Source organism: Pseudoclavibacter terrae (assembly GCF_008831075.1).
Classification (GTDB): Bacteria; Actinomycetota; Actinomycetes; order Actinomycetales; family Microbacteriaceae; genus Pseudoclavibacter; species Pseudoclavibacter terrae.
In genome coordinates, this window is sequence record NZ_WBJX01000001.1 from 963,089 (window position 1) to 981,200 (window position 18,112).

General features: G+C 68.6%; 15 protein-coding genes and 1 tRNA gene. 13 read left to right on the forward strand and 3 right to left on the reverse strand.

What is annotated here, in order from left to right:
* Window positions 1–51 precede the first annotated feature (51 nt).
* Both mfd and F8O03_RS18400 read left to right on the forward strand, forming a co-directional pair.
* A complete protein-coding gene (gene mfd, locus F8O03_RS04485; protein ID WP_416375833.1) occupies window positions 52–3,666 on the forward strand; it encodes a transcription-repair coupling factor in 3,615 nt (1,204 codons plus the stop codon).
* Between the two features lie 2 nt (window positions 3,667–3,668).
* On the forward strand, window positions 3,669–4,811 hold the full coding sequence (locus F8O03_RS18400) for a MazG nucleotide pyrophosphohydrolase domain-containing protein (protein ID WP_151422782.1): 1,143 nt from the start codon (window positions 3,669–3,671) through the stop codon (window positions 4,809–4,811).
* A gap of 236 nt (window positions 4,812–5,047) precedes the next feature.
* On the opposite strand, the gene F8O03_RS04495 is transcribed toward F8O03_RS18400, so the two are convergent.
* Window positions 5,048–6,268 (reverse strand): winged helix-turn-helix domain-containing protein, encoded by a 1,221-nt coding sequence (locus F8O03_RS04495; RefSeq protein WP_151422783.1) that lies wholly within the window; start codon window positions 6,266–6,268, stop codon window positions 5,048–5,050.
* Entirely contained in the window at window positions 6,265–6,543 is a 279-nt protein-coding gene (locus F8O03_RS04500) for a hypothetical protein (RefSeq protein WP_151422784.1), read from the reverse strand. Before F8O03_RS04500 ends, F8O03_RS04495 begins: the two co-directional genes overlap by 4 nt.
* Window positions 6,544–6,592: 49 nt before the next feature.
* Between F8O03_RS04500 and hisS the strand changes: the two genes are divergently transcribed.
* The 8 genes from hisS (at window position 6,593) to F8O03_RS04540 (ending at window position 14,014) form a co-directional block, all read left to right on the forward strand.
* A complete protein-coding gene (gene hisS / locus F8O03_RS04505; RefSeq protein ID WP_151422785.1) occupies window positions 6,593–7,909 on the forward strand; it encodes a histidine--tRNA ligase in 1,317 nt (438 codons plus the stop codon).
* Window positions 7,910–7,936: 27 nt separating this feature from the next.
* A complete protein-coding gene (locus tag F8O03_RS04510) occupies window positions 7,937–8,617 on the forward strand; it encodes a hypothetical protein (protein WP_151422786.1) in 681 nt (226 codons plus the stop codon).
* Window positions 8,618–8,720: 103 nt separating this feature from the next.
* Window positions 8,721–10,001: a phosphopyruvate hydratase gene (gene eno / locus F8O03_RS04515; RefSeq protein WP_151422787.1), complete on the forward strand. Its 1,281-nt coding sequence runs from the start codon at window positions 8,721–8,723 to the stop codon at window positions 9,999–10,001.
* A gap of 114 nt (window positions 10,002–10,115) precedes the next feature.
* Window positions 10,116–10,820, forward strand: a complete 705-nt coding sequence (locus tag F8O03_RS04520) for an FtsB family cell division protein (protein WP_151422788.1) — start codon at window positions 10,116–10,118, stop codon at window positions 10,818–10,820.
* Between the two features lie 70 nt (window positions 10,821–10,890).
* The gene (locus tag F8O03_RS04525) at window positions 10,891–11,421 is read left to right on the forward strand and encodes a DUF501 domain-containing protein (RefSeq protein ID WP_244295900.1); all 531 of its coding nucleotides are present in this window, start codon (window positions 10,891–10,893) and stop codon (window positions 11,419–11,421) included.
* Between the two features lie 51 nt (window positions 11,422–11,472).
* Window positions 11,473–12,999: an NAD(P)/FAD-dependent oxidoreductase gene (locus F8O03_RS04530; RefSeq protein ID WP_151422789.1), complete on the forward strand. Its 1,527-nt coding sequence runs from the start codon at window positions 11,473–11,475 to the stop codon at window positions 12,997–12,999.
* Window positions 13,000–13,051: 52 nt separating this feature from the next.
* Window positions 13,052–13,125 (forward strand) — tRNA-Leu (locus F8O03_RS04535).
* 70 nt (window positions 13,126–13,195) lie between these two features.
* Complete coding sequence (locus tag F8O03_RS04540; protein ID WP_151422790.1) at window positions 13,196–14,014, forward strand: shikimate 5-dehydrogenase; 819 nt, start codon at window positions 13,196–13,198, stop codon at window positions 14,012–14,014.
* On the opposite strand, the gene F8O03_RS04545 is transcribed toward F8O03_RS04540, so the two are convergent.
* Window positions 14,011–15,489, reverse strand: a complete 1,479-nt coding sequence (locus F8O03_RS04545; RefSeq protein ID WP_167516469.1) for an ATP-binding cassette domain-containing protein — start codon at window positions 15,487–15,489, stop codon at window positions 14,011–14,013. The genes F8O03_RS04540 and F8O03_RS04545 overlap by 4 nt on opposite strands.
* A 501-nt stretch (window positions 15,490–15,990) precedes the next feature.
* Here F8O03_RS04545 and F8O03_RS04550 point away from each other — a divergent pair.
* The 3 genes from F8O03_RS04550 (at window position 15,991) to lipA (ending at window position 18,094) form a co-directional block, all read left to right on the forward strand.
* A complete protein-coding gene (locus tag F8O03_RS04550; protein ID WP_151422792.1) occupies window positions 15,991–16,359 on the forward strand; it encodes a hypothetical protein in 369 nt (122 codons plus the stop codon).
* 98 nt (window positions 16,360–16,457) lie between these two features.
* Window positions 16,458–17,105: a lipoyl(octanoyl) transferase LipB gene (gene lipB / locus F8O03_RS04555; protein WP_151422793.1), complete on the forward strand. Its 648-nt coding sequence runs from the start codon at window positions 16,458–16,460 to the stop codon at window positions 17,103–17,105.
* Window positions 17,102–18,094, forward strand: coding sequence for a lipoyl synthase (lipA, locus tag F8O03_RS04560; protein ID WP_151422794.1), 993 nt, complete (start codon window positions 17,102–17,104; stop codon window positions 18,092–18,094). The genes lipB and lipA overlap by 4 nt, the downstream gene beginning before the upstream one ends.
* Window positions 18,095–18,112: the final 18 nt, after the last annotated feature.

The window sequence follows — 18,112 nt, forward strand, 5'->3', positions numbered from 1 at the left end:
CGAGCCGCCGCTGTAGGAAGTATCTTCGCCTCGGCGCGTACAATTCCCCGAGTGACTCTGCACGGCTTCGTACGCTCCATCCAGTCCACCCCTTCCTTCGAGCGCGCCATGGGGCGTGCCGGTCGTGACACCGACTTCTCGCTCGTCGACGGGGCGAGGGCGCCGCTCATCGCGAACCTCCTCGCCGCGCGCCAGGCAGAGCTCGGCGCGGCGCCCATGCTGTTCGTGCTCACGGCGACGAGCCGCGAGACCGAGCAGTTCGGCACAGACCTGCAGACGTTCGTCCCGAATGCGCACATCGCCGAGTTCCCCGCGTGGGAGACGCTCCCGCACGAGCGCCTGAGCCCATCGGTCGAGACGACGGGCAAGCGACTGCGCGCGATGCGCGAGCTCACCGAGTGGAAGGCCGGCGACCGCACGGCGCCGTTCGTGCTCCTCGCCTCGGTTCGCGCGGCACTGCAGCCGCTCCTGCCCGGGCTCGACGCGGCGACGACCATCCGCCTCGAGCGCGGCTCCCGCGGCAACGACCTCTCGAGCCTCGCCCTGCAGCTCGTCGACCTCGCCTACTCTCGCGTCGACATGGTCACCCGCCGCGGCGAGTTCGCCGTTCGCGGCGGCATCCTCGACGTGTTCCCGCCGGACGCCTCGCACGCGCTGCGCATCGACTTCTTCGGCGACGAGGTCGACGAGATCCGCGTGTTCTCGGTCGCCGACCAGCGCTCGCTCGAGTCCGAGGTGACGGAGGCGCTCATCACGCCAGCACGCGAGCTGCTGCTCACGGAGAGCGTTCGGCAGCGGGCGCGCGAGATGCAGCACGAGTTCCCGAACCTGCAGCAGATGCTCGCCAAGATCGCCGAGGGCATCCCGTCCGAGGGCATGGAGTCGCTCGCGCCGGCGCTCGTGAGCGAGCTCGTGCCCATCACCAGCTACCTGCCGGAGGACGCCGCCATGGCGGTGCTCTCGCCCGAGCGAGTCGCAACGCGCGCCGTGCACCTCTCCGAGACGAACCACGAGTTCCTCGAGGCCGCGTGGAGCGCGGCGACGGCCGGCGCCGACGCGCCCATCGATCTCAGCTCCGGAGACTTCCTCACCGTCTCAGGACTGCGGGATGCGCGTGGCGGCCGGCCGTGGTGGTCGCTGTCGCCGTTCCAGTCGCTGGAGATCCCGGAGGAGCAGCTCGACGCCAGCGAGATCCTCGCCGTCAAGATCGAGGGCGACGCGGTGCCGAGCTTCGCCGGGAACGCAGACGGCGCCATCGAGCACGTGTCGGCTCTGCTCAAGGACGGCTGGCGGGTCGTCGTCACGAGCCAGGGGCCAGGGCTCGTCGAACGTGCGAGCCAGCTGCTCTCCGAGCACGGCGACGGGGCGAGGCTCGTCGACGAGCTGCCGGACGAGCTCGAGACCGGCGTCGCCTACCTGACCCAGTCGCCCGTCTCCACCGGCGTGCAGGTCCCCGGGCAGAAGCTCGCGCTCGTCACCGAGACCGACTTCTTCGGCCGTTCCGTCGGCTACGACTCCAGGCAGCCGAAGAAGCTCGCGCGGCGACGCACGAATTCAGTTGTCGACCCCCTGCAGCTCAAAGCGGGCGACTTCGTCGTGCACGAGACGCACGGCATCGGCAAGTTCATCGAGCTGCGTCAGCGCGAGGTGCAGGCAGGTGGCCGCAACGCCCCGAAGACCGTGCGCGAGTACCTCCTCATCGAATACGCGCCGTCGAAGCGAGGGCAGCCCGGAGACAAGCTCTACATCCCGACTGAACAGCTCGACCAGCTCACGAAGTACGTCGGCGGCGAGGCGCCAGCCCTGTCGAAGATGGGCGGCTCCGACTGGTCCGCCGCCAAGGGCAAGGCGCGCAAGGCGGTCCGCGACATCGCCGTGGAGCTCGTGAAGCTCTACAGCACGCGCATGGCGTCGAAGGGGCACGCCTTCGGGCCGGACACGCCATGGCAGCACGAGCTCGAGGAGGCGTTCCCGTTCGTGGAGACGCCCGACCAGCTGCAGACCGTCGACGAGATCAAGCGCGACATGGAGCGGCCCATCCCCATGGACCGCCTCGTCTCGGGAGACGTCGGCTTCGGCAAGACCGAGGTCGCCGTGCGCGCGGCGTTCAAGGCAGTGCAGGACGGCAAGCAGGTGGTCATCCTCGTGCCGACGACGCTGCTCGTGCGCCAGCACCACGAGACGTTCTCGGAGCGCATGGCCGGCTTCCCCGTCACCATCAAGCCGCTGAGCCGCTTCCAGTCGAAGAAGGAGTCTGAGGAGACGATCCGCGGACTCGCAGACGGCTCCGTCGACATCGTCATCGGCACGCATCGCCTGCTCACCGACTCGATCGCGTACAAGGACGTGGGACTCATCGTCATCGACGAGGAGCAGCGGTTCGGCGTCGAGCACAAGGACGCCCTCAAGAAGCTCAAGGCCAACGTCGACATCCTCGCCATGAGCGCGACGCCCATCCCGCGAACGCTCGAGATGGCGGTCACGGGCATCCGCGAGATGTCGACGCTCGCGACCCCGCCGGAGGACCGACACCCGATCCTCACGTTCGTCGGCGCGAAGTCCGACCGCCAGGTGGCGGCGGCGATCCGCCGCGAGCTGCTCCGCGAAGGGCAGGTCTTCTACGTGCACAACCGCACCGCATCCATCAACCGGGTCGCCGCCGAGATCGCTGAGCTCGTCCCGGAGGCGCGCGTCGCGGTCGCCCACGGCAAGCTCAGCGAGGCGAGGCTCGAGCAGATCATCGTCGACTTCTGGGAGCGCAAGTTCGATGTGCTCGTGTCGACGACGATCGTGGAAACCGGCCTCGACATCGCCAACGCCAACACGCTCATCATCGACGACGCGGAGCGGTACGGGCTCAGCCAGCTGCACCAGCTGCGCGGACGCGTCGGCCGAGGCCGCGAACGCGCCTACGCGTACCTGCTCTACGACGGAACGCGTCCGCTCACGGAGACCGCCACCGACCGCCTCGAGACGATCGCCGCGAACAACGAGCTCGGCTCCGGCATGCAGGTCGCGCTCAAGGACCTCGAGATCCGTGGCGCCGGAAACCTGCTCGGCGGCGAGCAGTCCGGGCACATCGCAGGCGTCGGGTTCGACCTCTACCTGCGCATGATCGGCGAGGCCGTCAACACGTTCCGCGGCGAGGTCGCGGAGGGGCAGACCGAGCTGCGCCTCGAGATCCCCGTGGATGCTCGCGTGCCGGAGGACTACGTCGCGAGCGAGCGGCTGCGCCTCGAGGCCTACCAGAAGCTGTCGAGCGCCTCGAGCCCGAACGCGAAGCCCGGCCAGATCGGGCTCGTTCTCGAGGAGCTCCAGGACCGCTACGGCGAACCGCCCATCGAGGTCCAGCGCCTCATCGAGGTCTCGAAGCTGCGTCGCCTCGCCGTGAAGGCCGGTCTCGGCGAGCTCGTCGTGTTCGGCAAGACGCTGCGCATCGGACCGGCCGAGCTGAGCGACTCGAAGCAGATGCGCCTGCGCCGCATGTACCCCGGGTCGAAGGTCGTCGACGCGACGCACTCGCTCGCCATCCCCGTGCTCGAAGGTCGGGACGGCAACCAGCCCAGCGACGAGGAGATGCTGATCTGGGTGCGCGGCATCCTCAAGGCGATCTTCGAGGTCGAGGATGAGGTCGTCGAGGTGCCGAGCGACACGGAGGCGAAGTAGCCGTGGCCGACGCGGGCGAGCGCTCGGGGCGCCGCGAGCATCCGGAGCTGCTCCGCCTGCTCGAAGTCGTCGAGGCCTTTCGCGGTGAGGGCGGATGCGCCTGGTATGAGGAGCAGACGCACGCGACGCTCGTGAAGTACCTCACGGAGGAGACCGCGGAGCTCGTCGAGGCGCTCGAGGACGACGACCCGACCGATATCCGCGAGGAGCTCGGCGACGTGCTCTTCCAGGTGCTCTTCCACTCCGACATCGCCTCCACGCGGGGGAGCGGCGCGTTCACGCTCGAGGACGTCGCCCGAGAGCAGGCGGACAAGCTCGTGCGCCGCAACCCGCACGTCTTCGGGCCGACGCCCACGCGTGACATCGACGAGATCATCCGCCTGTGGCAGGAGGCGAAAGCCGTCGAGAAGCGCGACCGCACGAGCGTCCTCGATGGCGTGCCGCGCGACATGTCGGCGCTCGCGCTCGCCCAGAAGCTCCTCGGCAAGGAACGCCAGGTCGCCGCGGCGGTGTCGCCCGCCGTCGCGGCTGACACCGCATCCGTCTCCACCACTCTCGATTCGGGATGGGAAAGTCACCTCGGGATGGGAAACAAGCCATCCGGAAGCGAGAAAGCCATCCCGAAACCTGGGGTGGAGGGGGTCGCCACTGGCGACGTGGATTCGGGATGGGAAAGTCACCTCGGGATGGGAAACAAGCCATCCGGAAGCGAGAAAGCCATCCCGAAACCCGGGGTGGAGGGGGTCGCCACGGGCGACGTCGATTCGGGATGGGGAAATCACCTCGGGATGGGAAACAAGCCATCCGGAAGCGAGGAAGCCATCCCGAAACCCGGGGTGGAGGAGGTCGCCGCGGGCGACGTGGTTTCGGGATGGGAAAATCACCTCGGGATGGAAAACAAGCCATCCGGAAGCGAGAAAGCCATCCCGAAACCCGGGGCGGGGCAGGTTCGCTCCGAGGGCGGCCGGGCTGGAGCCGGCCCAGCCGACAGGGAAGAGTCCGACGCCGAGCTCGAGTTGGGGCGGACGCTGCTGGCGCTCGTGCGAGACGCGGATGCGCGCGGTCTCGACGCCGAACGTGCGATGCGGCTCGCGAACCGCGAACTCGAGCGGCGCATCCGCTCGGCAGAAACCCCACCGGCCTGACCTGCGCGCCCCAACGTCGGGCTCGCGAGCATCCCGCCGGACCGCCACTTCTCGGCGATCACCGCCAGTCAGATGGCCGCTCTGGCGCGACCTAACGGGCGCATTGGCTGGCAGCGTTGGCTTTCGGTCGGGCGCTCCCTGTCAGCGCGCCTGTCAGGGAGTCGGGTGACCGCGCCCTGTCAGGGAGTCGGGTCACCGCGCCACGTCAGCGCGCCCGGTCAGGGAGCTTTGCCAGGTCAGGTCGTGAGTTCACTCGCGAGGTCGCGGGCGAGGGTGCCGCGGTCGGCGACGACGATGTCGTCGAGGTTCTGCCACGCCGCCGCCTCGCGCAAGAGGAGCGCCGTGCGTTCGGCGATGTCTGCGGGCGCATCCGCTTCGCTCCACGCCGACTGCACTCGCAGGACGCGCGACTGTCGGTCGTTCTTCAGGTCGACGCGTCCGACGACGGCGTCGCCGAGGAGGATGGGCAGCGAGTAGTAGCCGTACACGCGCTTGTGGGCGGGGGTGTAGATCTCGATGCGGTAGTGGAAGTCGTGCATCCGCTCGGCTCTCGGCCGGTACCAGACGACGGGGTCGAACGGTGAGAGGAGCGCGGCCGCGTCCATCGCGCGTGGGCGGCGGGCGTCCCGGTGCAGCCACGCGAGGCCGGGCTGGCCGTCCTTGCCCCACTCGGCGACTCGCACGGGGAGGACCTCGCCAGAGTCGGAGAGCTCTTCGAGCGCGGTCTTCGTGAGCGCCATCGGCACGCGGAAGTAGTCGGCCAGGTCAGCCGTGGTGCCGATGCCGTGGGCGGCGGCGGCCATGGCGGTCAACTCGCGGACGGCGTCGCGCGCGCTCACCTCGGTGCCGAGCACCTCGGGAGGGAGCACCTGCGCGGGCAGGGCGTAACGACGCTCGAAGCCCTTGCGCGGGGCGGATGCGAGTTCGCCCCACCGGAAGAGGTACTCGAGCACGATCTTGACGTCGGACCACTCCCACCACGATCCGCGCCGCTTGTTCGCCTCGTGCTCGAACTCGCTGGCCGCGAGCGGTCCGCGCTCGAGGAGCTCGGCGCGCAGCCAGGCGATCGTCGCCGCGTGGCCCTCGAGGAACGCCGCGTTCTTGCGGCGGTCTCGTTCCGCTTTGTCGCGCATCCGCCACGCGAACAGCGGGAGTGACGAGACGGGAAGCAGCGCCGCCTCGTGGGCCCAGTACTCGGTGAGCCGCGGGGTGCGGCCCGACGCGAGCCGGTCGAGCACCGCCTTGTCGTAGCCGCCGAGGCGCGAGAAGACGGGCATGTAGTGGCTCCGCTCCCACACGTTGACGGAGTCGATCTGCAGCAGGTGGATGCGCGAGAGCAGCGAGCCGAGCTGCCTGGTGCCGACGTCGGTCGCGGCACTGCGGGTACCGAAGCCCTGGGCTGCGAGCGCGATGCGGCGCGCCTGGGCTGCGCTGATGAGGGGCGGTTGCGCGGTCATGCCTCGTCGCGCCGTCCGAGCGTGATCTCGACGCGCCCGCTCTCAACTGGCAGCGGGCCACCGGCGACGGGGGAGGGAGCGGGCATCACGCGCTCCGCGTCGAGCGTCGCCGCGGCCTCGGCGTGGGTCGGGGCGAAGGCCTGGTCGACCCCGGTCATGGCGCCAGAGAGTGCTCCTCCGACGCGTGGGCGGCCCGGGCGGCCGATGCGCGAGAAGCTCCAGAACATGCAGGCAGCGAAGAGAAGCGCTGCCGAGAGGATGACGAGGCCGGTCACAGCGCGCCCCCGAATCCGTCGCGTGCGATCATCCTGCGAGAATAGTGCAATGGCTTCTCAGATCACTCCGCCTCGTGGCATGCGCGATTTCCTCCCGGCAGACAAGCGCAGGCGCGAGCGCATCCTCGGCACGATCCGCGAGGTGTACACGAGGCACGGCTTCGATGAGATCGAGACGCCCGTCGTCGAGGACTCCGCCCGGCTGCACTCGGGGCTCGGTGGTGACAACGAGAAGCTCTCGTTCGCCGTCATGAAGCGGGCCCTCGACGCGGACGCGCTTGCGGCGGCTGCGGAGGCGGGCGACCCGCTCGCGCTCAGCGACCTCGGCCTGCGCTTCGACCTGACGGTGCCGCTCGCCCGATTCGTGGCGACGCACCGCGGAACGCTGCCCGGTGTCTTCCGCAGCCTGCAGATGGCGCCCGTCTGGCGAGCAGAGCGCCCCCAGAAGGGCCGATACCGGCAGTTCGTGCAGTGCGACATCGACATCATCGGCGAGCCGGGGGCGCTCGCGGAGGTCGAGCTGCTCGTGGCCTCGTCGGCCGCGCTCGTGGAGCTCGGCCTGGACGACTGCACCATGCGAGTCAACGACCGACGCCTGCTGACCGCGCTGCTCGTGCACTGCGGGTTCGCGGATGCCGAGCACGGCGCCGCGCTCATCACCATCGACAAGCTCGACAAGATCGGACCGGAGGGGGTCGCCGCGGAGCTCGCGACGATCAACGCGACGGCGGCCCTGCAGCTCGCGGCGGCGCTCGCCACCTGGGCTCCGCTGCTCGAGTCGGGCATCCGCTTCGACCGCGAGACGATTCTCACGAGCCTGCCCGGCGCGCTCCGCGAGGACCCGGCCGTCGTCGAGGTCGTCGAGGGCATGGTCGAGATCGCGGATGCTGCTGCCGCTGCTGGCGCGTCGACTCGGCTCGTGTTCGACCCGAGCCTCGTCCGCGGGATGGGCTACTACACGGGCACGATCTTCGAGGCCGCCCACCCGGAGTCCGGTTCGTCGGTCGGTGGCGGCGGTCGGTACGACGGCATGATCGGCCGCTTCCTCGGCCAGGATGTTCCGGCTTGCGGCTTCTCGATCGGCTTCGAGCGCATCGTCGATCTGGCGCAGCTGCCGGAGACGGGGGAGGAACGGGCCATCGCTCTGCTCTTCGACAAGCGCGCATCCGTCGCCGACATCGCGAAGGTCAAGGGTGCGGTCGTGCGCTCGGGGGCCTCGCGAGTGCGCGTCGCGAAGAAGCCCAAGAACGTGCGTGGCCTCCTCGCCTCGCTGGCCGAGCAGGGGTTCACGCACGTCGCCCACGTGCGGGACGAGCACGTCGAGGCGCCGGAGACGCTCAGCTTCGAAGCGCTCCAGGACTCGTAGTCTGGCACCTCCGAACGAGGGGGCGCCTTGGGGACGACGCACAGGTACGGGACAGCGGCCGGCGGAAATCGCACGCGGTGGCTGGCGGCTGCCTGCGTTGCCGCGGTCTCAACGGCCTCGCTCAGCGGATGCTCACTGCTGGGCGAGTGGGACGAGCCGTTCACGTACCACGAGGTCGTGATCCCGGAGTCCGTTGCCGAGCCGGGTAGTCGGTTCGAGTATCAGGAGACCGCGCTGCTCCCGCTCGAGGACGGTCGCGAGGTCGCCGTCACGTTCACGACGTTGTCGATCGGCGGCCCGGAGAACGCTGGCCTCGCGGAGATCGGCGACGAGTGGACGCACCCGGAATCGGTGAACATCGAAGTCGGGATGCAGGGCGACGCGCACGATGGGACGTCGGCGCTCCCACCGGATCTGGTCGGCATCCTCGACGACGGTTCCGTGGCGCCGCGCGCGACCGTCGACGAAGCGCCCGAGGCGATCGTCTGCGAAGAAGCCCTGGGTGTCCCGAAGCAGGACGAAGCCGACTCGCAGCAGCTTCGCTGCGCTCTCTATCTCGTACCTCCCGGCAGGGCGCTCGTCGAATTGCAGTGGGGCCCTCCGGGCGCAGCTGCCGCGTACGCGGAGGACCCGGTCGTGTGGCGAGTCCCGAGCATGGCAGAGCTGATGGCGGGGGAGACTGCCGGGTTGCCGTCGCCCACCTCGTGAGCTCGTCGAGCCCCTCCTTCCTCCCGTTCCACCGACCCCGATACACTGACGAAGGACCGCGTCTCTGGCGGTCCGTACGCTACTGATTCGCAAGGAGCATCCTGTGGCCCTTATTGACGTCGTCCACGCCCGCGAGATCCTCGATTCCCGAGGCAACCCAACCGTCGAGGTCGAGGTTCTGCTCGATGACGGATCCACCGGCCGCGCGGCCGTGCCGTCCGGTGCATCCACCGGTGCCTTCGAAGCCTTCGAGCTGCGCGACGGCGACGCCGACCGCTACCTCGGCAAGGGCGTCCAGAAGGCCGTCGAGGCCGTCATCGACGAGATCGACCCCGCCATCGAGTTCTTCGACGCCAGCGACCAGCGCCTCGTCGACGAGGAGCTCAAGGAGCTCGACGGCACCCCGAACAAGAAGCGTCTCGGCGCGAACGCCATCCTCGGCGTGAGCCTCGCAGTGGCCAAGGCCGCAGCCGACTCGGCTGGCCTCCCGCTCTTCCGCTACGTCGGCGGCCCGAACGCCCACGTGCTGCCCGTGCCGATGATGAACATCATCAACGGCGGCGCGCACGCTGACAACGGCATCGACGTGCAGGAGTTCATGATCCTCCCCATCGGTGCAGAGACCTTCAGCGAGGCGCTTCGCTGGGGCACCGAGGTGTACCACCAGCTCAAGAAGACGCTGCACTCGAAGGGCTACGCGACGGGCCTCGGCGACGAGGGCGGCTTCGCTCCGGACCTGCCCAACACGCGTGCCGCTCTCGACCTCATCGTCGAGGCCATCGGCGCGACGAAGTACGAGCTGGGCACCGACATCGTGCTCGGCATGGACGTCGCCTCGAGCGAGTTCTTCAAGGCCGGCAAGTACCACTTCGAGGGTGCTGAGGTCTCGGCCGAGGAGATGACGTCCTTCTACGAGAAGCTCGTCGCCGACTACCCGATCGTGACGATCGAGGACCCGCTGGACGAGGACGACTGGTCGGGCTACCAGGCCCTCACCGCCGCCATCGGCGACAAGGTGCAGATCGTCGGCGACGACCTGTTCGTCACCAACCCGGAGCGCCTCCAGCGCGGCATCACCGAGGGCGCAGCCAACTCGCTCCTCGTGAAGGTCAACCAGATCGGCACGCTCACGGAGACGCTCGACGCCGTCTCGCTCGCGCAGCGCGCCGGCTACACGGCGATCCTCTCGCACCGCTCGGGCGAGACCGAGGACGCGACGATCGCGCACCTCGCGGTCGCCACGAACTCGGGCCAGATCAAGACGGGTGCGCCTGCTCGCACCGACCGCGTCGCGAAGTACAACGAGCTCCTCCGCATCGAGGAAGAGCTCGGCGACGCCGCCGTCTACGCGGGACGCAGCGCCTTCCCTCGCCACAAGGCGTAAAGGCCTCGCCACAAGGCGTAGGTACTGCGCCGCGCTGATCAGCGCGACACACGAACGGGTCGGGGCAAGTCCCCGGCCCGTTCGGCATGATGGAGGATCGACACGGAGAGGGGGATGAGCATGCCCAACTCGACAGGCAAGTCCGGCGCAGGCAGGAAGACGGGCGCAGCTGGGAAGCCGACCACGAGCGCGGGTTCGCGAGCTGGCTCGAAGTCCACTCCGAACACGAGGTCGAAGGCGCGGCCGGCTGCCGCCACGCCGCTCACATCGAGTGCGCCGTCCCAATCGAACGCGAAGCCCAAGTCGAACGCGAAGCCCAAGTCGAACGCCAAGCCCAAGTCGAAGCCTCGCGCCAAGACTGCGTCCGCCTCGCCCCGCACATCCCGGCAGGGCGCTTCCGGCTCGCGCAGCCGCATCCCGACCGTGCGCCCGAACGGCGCGACCGTGCTCGTCGCCCTCGTGGTGATCCTCGGCATCGCCGTGCTCGCGCCCACAGCCCAGCGCTACATCGCGCAGCGGCAGTACGTGGCGCAGCTGCAGGCCGAGCTCACCCAGACGCAGCAGAGCGTGGACGAGATCGCCACGGAACGCGACAGGTGGAGCGACCCCGCGTACATCCAGTCGCAGGCCCGCGGCCGGCTCCTCTTCGTCATGCCGGGGGACACGAGCTACCTCGTGCTCGACCCGCCGGCGACCACCAAGCAGCAGCAGAGCAACATCAGCACCGACCTCCACGAGACGCAGTCGAGCTGGCTCGACAGCTTCGCCGAGTCGCTTGTGACCGCGGGCACGGCCCCGGCGCCCACTCCGACCGACTAGCAGCAGACGCACCACCACGATCAGTGGATGCGCGTGAACGCGCATCCGCCCGCACAGCCGAAAGCGACCAATGCTCGAGTACTCAGAAGCCACCGAACGCGACCTCGACGTCATGCGCGAACAGCTCGGCCGCCCCATGCGGGGGGTCGTCGGCATCGGCGCGCGCTGCGTGTGCGGCAACCCGACCGTCGTCGTCACCCGCCCGCGCCTTCCCGACGGCACGCCGTTCCCCACGCTCTACTACCTCTCCCACCCGGCCGCGACCATCGCCATGTCGCAGATCGAGGCGGACCAGATCATGCCCGAGATGCAGCAGCGCCTCAGCGACGACGACGAGTTCGGTGCCGCCTACCTCGCGGCGCACGAGCGCTACCTGGCGGAACGCGAATCCCTCGAGGTCGTCGAGGAGATCGCGGGCGTCACCGCGGGGGGCATGCCGACACGCGTCAAGTGCCTGCACGCGCTCGCCGCCCATTCCCTCGTCGCGGGGCCCGGTGTGAACCCGGTCGGCGACTGGGCCCTCGAGCTGTCCACGTGGTCACCGCAGCGCTGCGTGTGCGCCAACCCCGGTGATGCACTCACCGGTGACGCGCAGGAGTAGACTTGACAAGGTTTTCCTCGCCCAACCATCGCATGCAGGGAGTACAAGTACGTGACTAAGATTCTCATCGTTGGCGGAGGTTACGCCGGCTTCTACACGGCATGGCAGCTCGAGAAGCAGCTGAACCCGGGCGAAGCCCAGGTCACGGTTGTCGACCCACTGCCGTACATGACGTACCAGCCGTTCCTTCCCGAGGTCATCAGCGGAAACATCGAGCCGCGTCACGCGGTCGTCTCGCTGCGACGTCACCTCAAGCGCTCGCGTGTCATCACGGCTGAGGTCACGAACATCGACCACGCCACGAAGACGGCGACCATCACGCCTGAGATCGGCGAGCCATACACGGTCAACTACGACATCATCGTGGTCACCGCGGGCGCTGTATCGCGCACGTTCCCGATCCCGGGCATCGCCGACAACGCCATCGGCGTGAAGACGGTCGAAGAGGCCACGTGGATCCGCGACACGATGATCGACAACTTCAACAAGGCGTCGACGATGGCCCCCGGCCCGGAGCGCACGCGCCTCCTGACCTTCGTGGTCGTCGGCGGTGGCTTCGCCGGCATCGAGTCGTTCGCTGAGATGCGCTCGCTCGCGACCGCGCTGCTCGAGGACTACCCGTCCCTGCAGTTCGACGACGTGCACTTCCACCTCATCGAAGCCGCCGGGCGCATCATGCCCGAGGTCTCCGAGGACACGGCTCTCTGGGTCATCAAGAACCTCGCCGAGCGCGGCGCGACCGTGCACCTCAACACGCAGGTCACCTCTGCTGTCGACGGTGTCGTCGAGACGTCGGCTGGCGACAAGTTCCCCACGGACGTCATCGTCTGGACGGCTGGCGTCATGGCCGCTCCGATCATCAAGAGCAACAGCGACCTTCCCGTCGACGAGCGCGGACGCCTCCGCGCCCGCGCCGACCTCCGGGTCGAGGGCGACAACGGCATCGTGCAGGACGCCTGGGCGGCCGGCGACGTGTCCGCCGTTCCCGACCTCTCCGGTGGCGGAGTCGGCGGCTTCTGCGTGCCGAACGCGCAGCACGCCGTTCGCCAGGGCAAGCTCATGGCCTCGAACCTCGTCGCGACGCTTCGCGGCGGAACGCCGAAGGACTACTACCACGAGAACATGGGTGCGGTTGCCGGCCTCGGTATCGGCGTCGGCGCCTTCCAGTCGGGCACCTTCGCCCTGACCGGGGTGCTCGCCTGGCTCGCGCACCGCGGCTACCACGACCTCGCGATCCCGACCGTCGAGCGCAAGATCCGCGTGCTCACGGGCTGGATCAACAACTTCGTGCTCGGCCGCGACTTCGTGTCGCTCAGCGCCCGCGAGACGCCTCGCGCCGGCTTCGAGCGGTTCGCTTCGCGTCCCCGCCCGGCCGCCGCCGAGACGAAGAAGGACGCGCCTGAGAAGCTCCCCGCGTCGAGCGAGCACGGCGGCGGCAAGCCCGCAGCGCCGTCGGACAAGCCCGCCGCCGACACGAGCGGCAAGAGCACCGCCGAGAAGGTCACGGCTGAGGCAGGTGCGGCAGCTCCCAAGCCCGCCGCCCGCTCGGCGAAGGCTCCCGCTGGCGACAGCAAGTAGCAACGCTTGTCGGGGCCGCCTCATCTCCGGATGGGGCGGCCCCGACGTGTACGCCCCTATAGCCCAACTGGCAGAGGCAGAGGACTTAAAATCCTTGTGTTCTGGGTTCGAATCCCAGTGGGGGCACGTCGCTCGCTCTGCGCGTGCTTCGAGGTCCGCGTGGCAAGGCGGGCTTGTTGCGCGCCATACTGGCGTCATGCCGATTCTGAACAAGGACATGACCCTCTGCATCTCGCTCGCCGCCCGGCCGTCGAATCTCGGGACGCGGTTCCACAATTTCCTCTACGACGAGCTCGGCCTGAACTTCATCTACAAGGCGTTCACCACGGAGGACATCGAGGGCGCCGTCCGCGGAGTTCGTGCACTCGGTATCCGCGGCTGCTCGGTGTCCATGCCGTTCAAGGAAGCTGTCATCCCGCTCGTTGACGAGCTGGACGCGTCAGCGCTCGCGATCGAGTCGGTCAACACCATCGTGAACGACGGAGGGAAGCTCGTCGCCTCCAACACCGACTACGAAGCGATCGCCGCTCTCATCGCGGAGCACGACATCCGCCCGTCGCTGCCCGTCGTCGTGCGCGGGGCGGGCGGCATGGCGAAGGCCGTCGTGGCTGCGTTCCGCGATGCGGGCTTCGCGGAGGTCACGGTCGTCGCGCGCAACGAGGGGACGGGCTCCGCACTCGCCGAGAAGTACGGATTCCGGTGGCAGGCAGTGGACCCCTCGCCTGGCCCGTTCGCACTCGTCAATGTCACCCCGCTCGGCATGACGGGCGCCGACGAGGGGGCGCTGTCGTTCAGCGAGGAGCACGTCGCCGCAGCCGAGCTGGTCTTCGATGTCGTCGCGTTCCCCGCGGAGACCCCGCTCATCCGTCTCGCACGTGCTCGTGGAGTCCCCGTGATCACGGGGGCGGCCGTGGCTGCGCTGCAGGCGGCGCGTCAGTTCGAGAAGTACACGGGGATGTCGATCACCGCTGACCAGGTGGAGCGTGCCGCGGCGTTCTCGCGGCAGGCTGTCTAGGCGGTGATCGCTGCTCGGCGTCCGACGCGCTCGGGTCGCTGGGCGCCGAGCATGGCGTGCACGATCATGTCCTCGTCGAGCAGCTCGGAGCGGCCTTCGAGTGCGGTGCGTCCGTTGGCGAGCACCACGACCCGGTGGCTCCACTGCAGGAGCTCGGTCATGTCCGTGCCGAGGAACACCACCGCGGTGCCCGTCTCGGCGAGGCTGTGGAGGAACGCGAACACGGACCGTCGCGCACCGACGTCGACGCCCTGCGTCGGGTGAGCCAGCACCAGGACGCTGCCTCCGCGTTCCACGGCGCGAATGAACTCCGCCTTCTGCTGGTCACCGCCGGAGAGCTCGTCGAGCGCGGCGTGGATGTTCGTCGTATTGATGCGCAGACGGTGGACGAGGTCGATCATCTTCCGAGCCCGCGTGATCTCGGCGCTGAGCGAGCTGTCGGTCGGGTCGACGCCCTGGCTGAGGCTCCGGTTCGAGTCGAACGAGGGGACGGCGTCCGGCAGGAAGCTCACCCCGTGTGCTTCCGCCGCCCCTGATTGCGTCAGGTCGACCGGCTCCCCGAAGAGCTCCACGTGACCTTGCCCGGGGTGCGTGGCGCCGCCGAGGATCTCGATGAGCTGGCGGACGCCGGAGTCGTGTGTGCCGGTGATGCCGACGACCTCGCCTGGGCGGACATGCAGATCGACGCCGTGCAGGAGCTGGCCGTCTCCGACGCCGAAGGCCGCGAGTGCCGCTCGATGGGCGTCATCGGCGGCGACCGCGAGCGTCGCGTCGGGGTCCGGCAGCTCGCCGAGGAGCATGATCGTGAGCTCTTCCGAGCTGAGCCCCGCGATGGGGGTGTCGATGGCGATCCTGCCCTCGCGGAGCACGAGGACGCGATCGACGATGGACTGCACCTCGTCCATCCGGTGCGTGATGTAGAGGATGCCCCGTCCTTGCTCGGCAAGTTGGCGCAGGACGCGGTGGAGCAGTGCGATCTCGTGGTCCGCGAGCGTGACGGCCACCTCGTCGATGACCACGAGCTGCGCCTCCTCTGCGAGCATGCGCACGACCTCGACGAGCGCGCGTCGACCACGATCGAGCTCGCTGACCATGGCGCCGAGGTCCAGCTCGGCACCGGTCTGCTCGAGGAGCTCGGTCGCGCGTTCGAGGACCTCCTCGTGCGTCTCGCCCGCCCGGTAGGTGTTCCGGAAGAGGGCTTGCGCAACCGTCAGGCCCGTCGGCGGCTCCGCATTCTGCGTGATGACGCCGACTCCGCATGCCTGCGCTTCGTCGAGCGACTCCGGCGCGTACGGCTCGTCACCGAGAATCATGGTTCCGGAATCGAGCTGGTGGCGTCCGACGAGCGTGTTGACGAGCGTGCTCTTCCCGGCCCCGTTGACCCCGATCAGACCGACGATCTGCCCCCTGTACAGGGTGAGGTCGATGTCTCGAAGGACGTGTCGGTTGCCGTACGAAGCGGTCGCATCGGTCATGTGCACAAGAGTGTCCATCGTTCCCCCTCGATAGCTCTGCGACGCGTGATTCTGGGATCGACGACGCGTCGTTTGTCCGCCCCCTCCGCAGCGGACTGCGAACTCGGACGAGCCAAATCTATACGATCGCCGACCTCTGCCGCGTGTTTCCGGGCTCCAAGTGTGGGTTATGGTCATGTCGGCTGCCGTCGGCGGCCATCACCGACTGGATCTTCGATGCGGCTGAGGTTTGACGTGCGGACACCCGATTCACTGCCGTGGTGGCGGCGCGTTCTGGGCTTGGCTGGCGCGGATGTCGCCGTCAGGGCTGAAGTAACGTCTGCTGCGGAGCCTTCTCCGGGTGGGCCGAGCGATGGCTCGGATGCGCTGGTGGATCTGGTCGGCAAGGGGGAGTCGGACGACGAAACCACTTCGGAATGGACGATAACGCAGGACGATCTTTCGCCTGCCGTTCTCGATGGTGTGGAGTCGCCGACTCGAAACGCAAAGGGGAAACACCACATGAGTTCACTTGACGAGGCCATCAGGCAGCTGCTCAGCATCGAAGGCGCCACCGGCGCTGCGATCGTCGACTACGCGAGCGGCATGGCGCTCGCGCAGGGCGGCAACCCGTCCTTCGATCTCGGCATCGCGGCCGCCGGCAACTCGAACGTCGTGCGGGCGAAGCTCGCGACGATGAGCGAGCTCGGCGTCACCGACGAGATCGACGACATCCTGATCACGCTGAGCTCGCAGTACCACCTGATCAACGTGCTCAACACGCAGGGGTCGAACGGCCTGTTCATCTACCTCGTGCTGAGCCGTACGAGCGCGAACCTGGCGCTCGCGCGTCACAAGCTGAAGGCGGTCTCCTCGCAGATCGCTATGTGACGCCCGGCGGCGAGCACGCGGAGGGGCGACCCATGGTCGCCCCTCTTTGCGCATCCCGACTTTGTTGTACCGCGTCTAGAATATGCGACACTGGTGTCATGATGCATGTGCTGACACCGGGATTCGGGCCAGAGGCCGTCGAGTACGTGGAGGCGCTCAGGATGCAGCGCGCGCTGCACGCCGAGCGGGTGTCCGGTGCGCGCGCCGACACGCTGGTGCTGCTCGAGCACCCGAGCGTCTACACCGCAGGGCGGCTCACGCGGGCCAGCGAGCGCCCCGTGGACGGGACCCCCGTCGTCGAGGCGGATAGGGGCGGTCGGCTCACGTGGCATGGGCCGGGGCAGCTCGTCGGGTATCCGATCGTGCGGCTGGCGGAACCGATCGATGTCGTGGCGCACGTCCGTCGGCTCGAGGTGGCGCTCATCGAGGTGATCGACGAACTCGGCATCACTGGCCGACAAGTGGCTGGGCGGTCGGGAGTGTGGGTGGGGCCCGTGGATGCACCACGGAAGATCGCCTCGATCGGCGTTCGCGTGGTCGAGGCGTGCACCATGCACGGCTTCGCCCTGAACTGCTCCAATGAGCTCGAGCCGTTCCAGCGCATCGTGCCGTGCGGGATCAGCGACGCAGGCGTCACCTCCCTGAGCGTGGAGCTCGGACGGGTGGTCACGCCAGCCGAGATCGCCCCACGAGTCGCCGAGCTGCTCACCGAGCACCTCGTCATCGGAAACGGGGTAGCCGCGTGACGATCAGGCCAGAAGGGCGGAAGCTGCTCCGTGTCGAGGCGCGCAACGCGGAGACGCCGATCGAGCGCAAGCCGGAGTGGATCAAGACGAGAGCCAAGATGGGGCCCGAGTTCACGAGGGTCTCCGAGCTCGTGAAGGAAGGTGGTCTGCACACGGTCTGCCAGGAGGCAGGGTGCCCCAACATCTACGAGTGCTGGGAAGACAGGGAGGCCACGTTCCTCATCGGAGGATCGCAGTGCACGCGCCGGTGCGACTTCTGCCAGATCGACACGGGCAAGCCGGCGGAGTACGACACCGACGAACCGCGGAGGGTCGCCGAGTCGGTGACCTCGATGGGGCTCCGCTACGCGACGGTGACGGGTGTCGCTCGAGACGACCTGCCGGACGAGGGCGCATGGCTGCACGCGGAGACGGTGCGGCGCATCCACGCCGGCAACCCCGCAACGGGGGTTGAGATCCTCGCGACCGACTTCTCCGGAAACCCGGAGCTGCTCGCAGAGGTCTTCTCGTCGCGGCCGGAGGTGTTCGCACACAACGTCGAGACCGTGCCGCGCATCTTCAAACGCATCCGCCCCGCGTTCCGGTATGAGCGGTCCCTCGGTGTCATTTCCCAGGCGAGGAACGCGGGCCTCGTCACGAAGTCGAATCTGATCCTCGGAATGGGGGAGGAGCGGCGCGAGATCGAGCAGGCGCTCACCGACCTTCACGAGGCTGGCTGCGACATCATCACGCTCACGCAGTACCTGCGTCCAAGTCCACGGCACCTGCCGGTGGACCGTTGGGTGAAGCCGCAGGAGTTCGTCGAGCTGAAGTCGGTCGCCGAGGAGATCGGCTTCCTCGCCGTCCTGGCCGGCCCGCTCGTCCGATCGTCGTACCGGGCGGGGCGCCTGTGGGCGCAGGCCGCTCGCCGCCGCGGGATGCCCATCCCCGAGCACCTCAGGCACCTCGCAGAGTCGGCGTCCAGTGAATTCGCTCAAGCGGTGAGCTGATCCCGCTGCCTCGCAGTC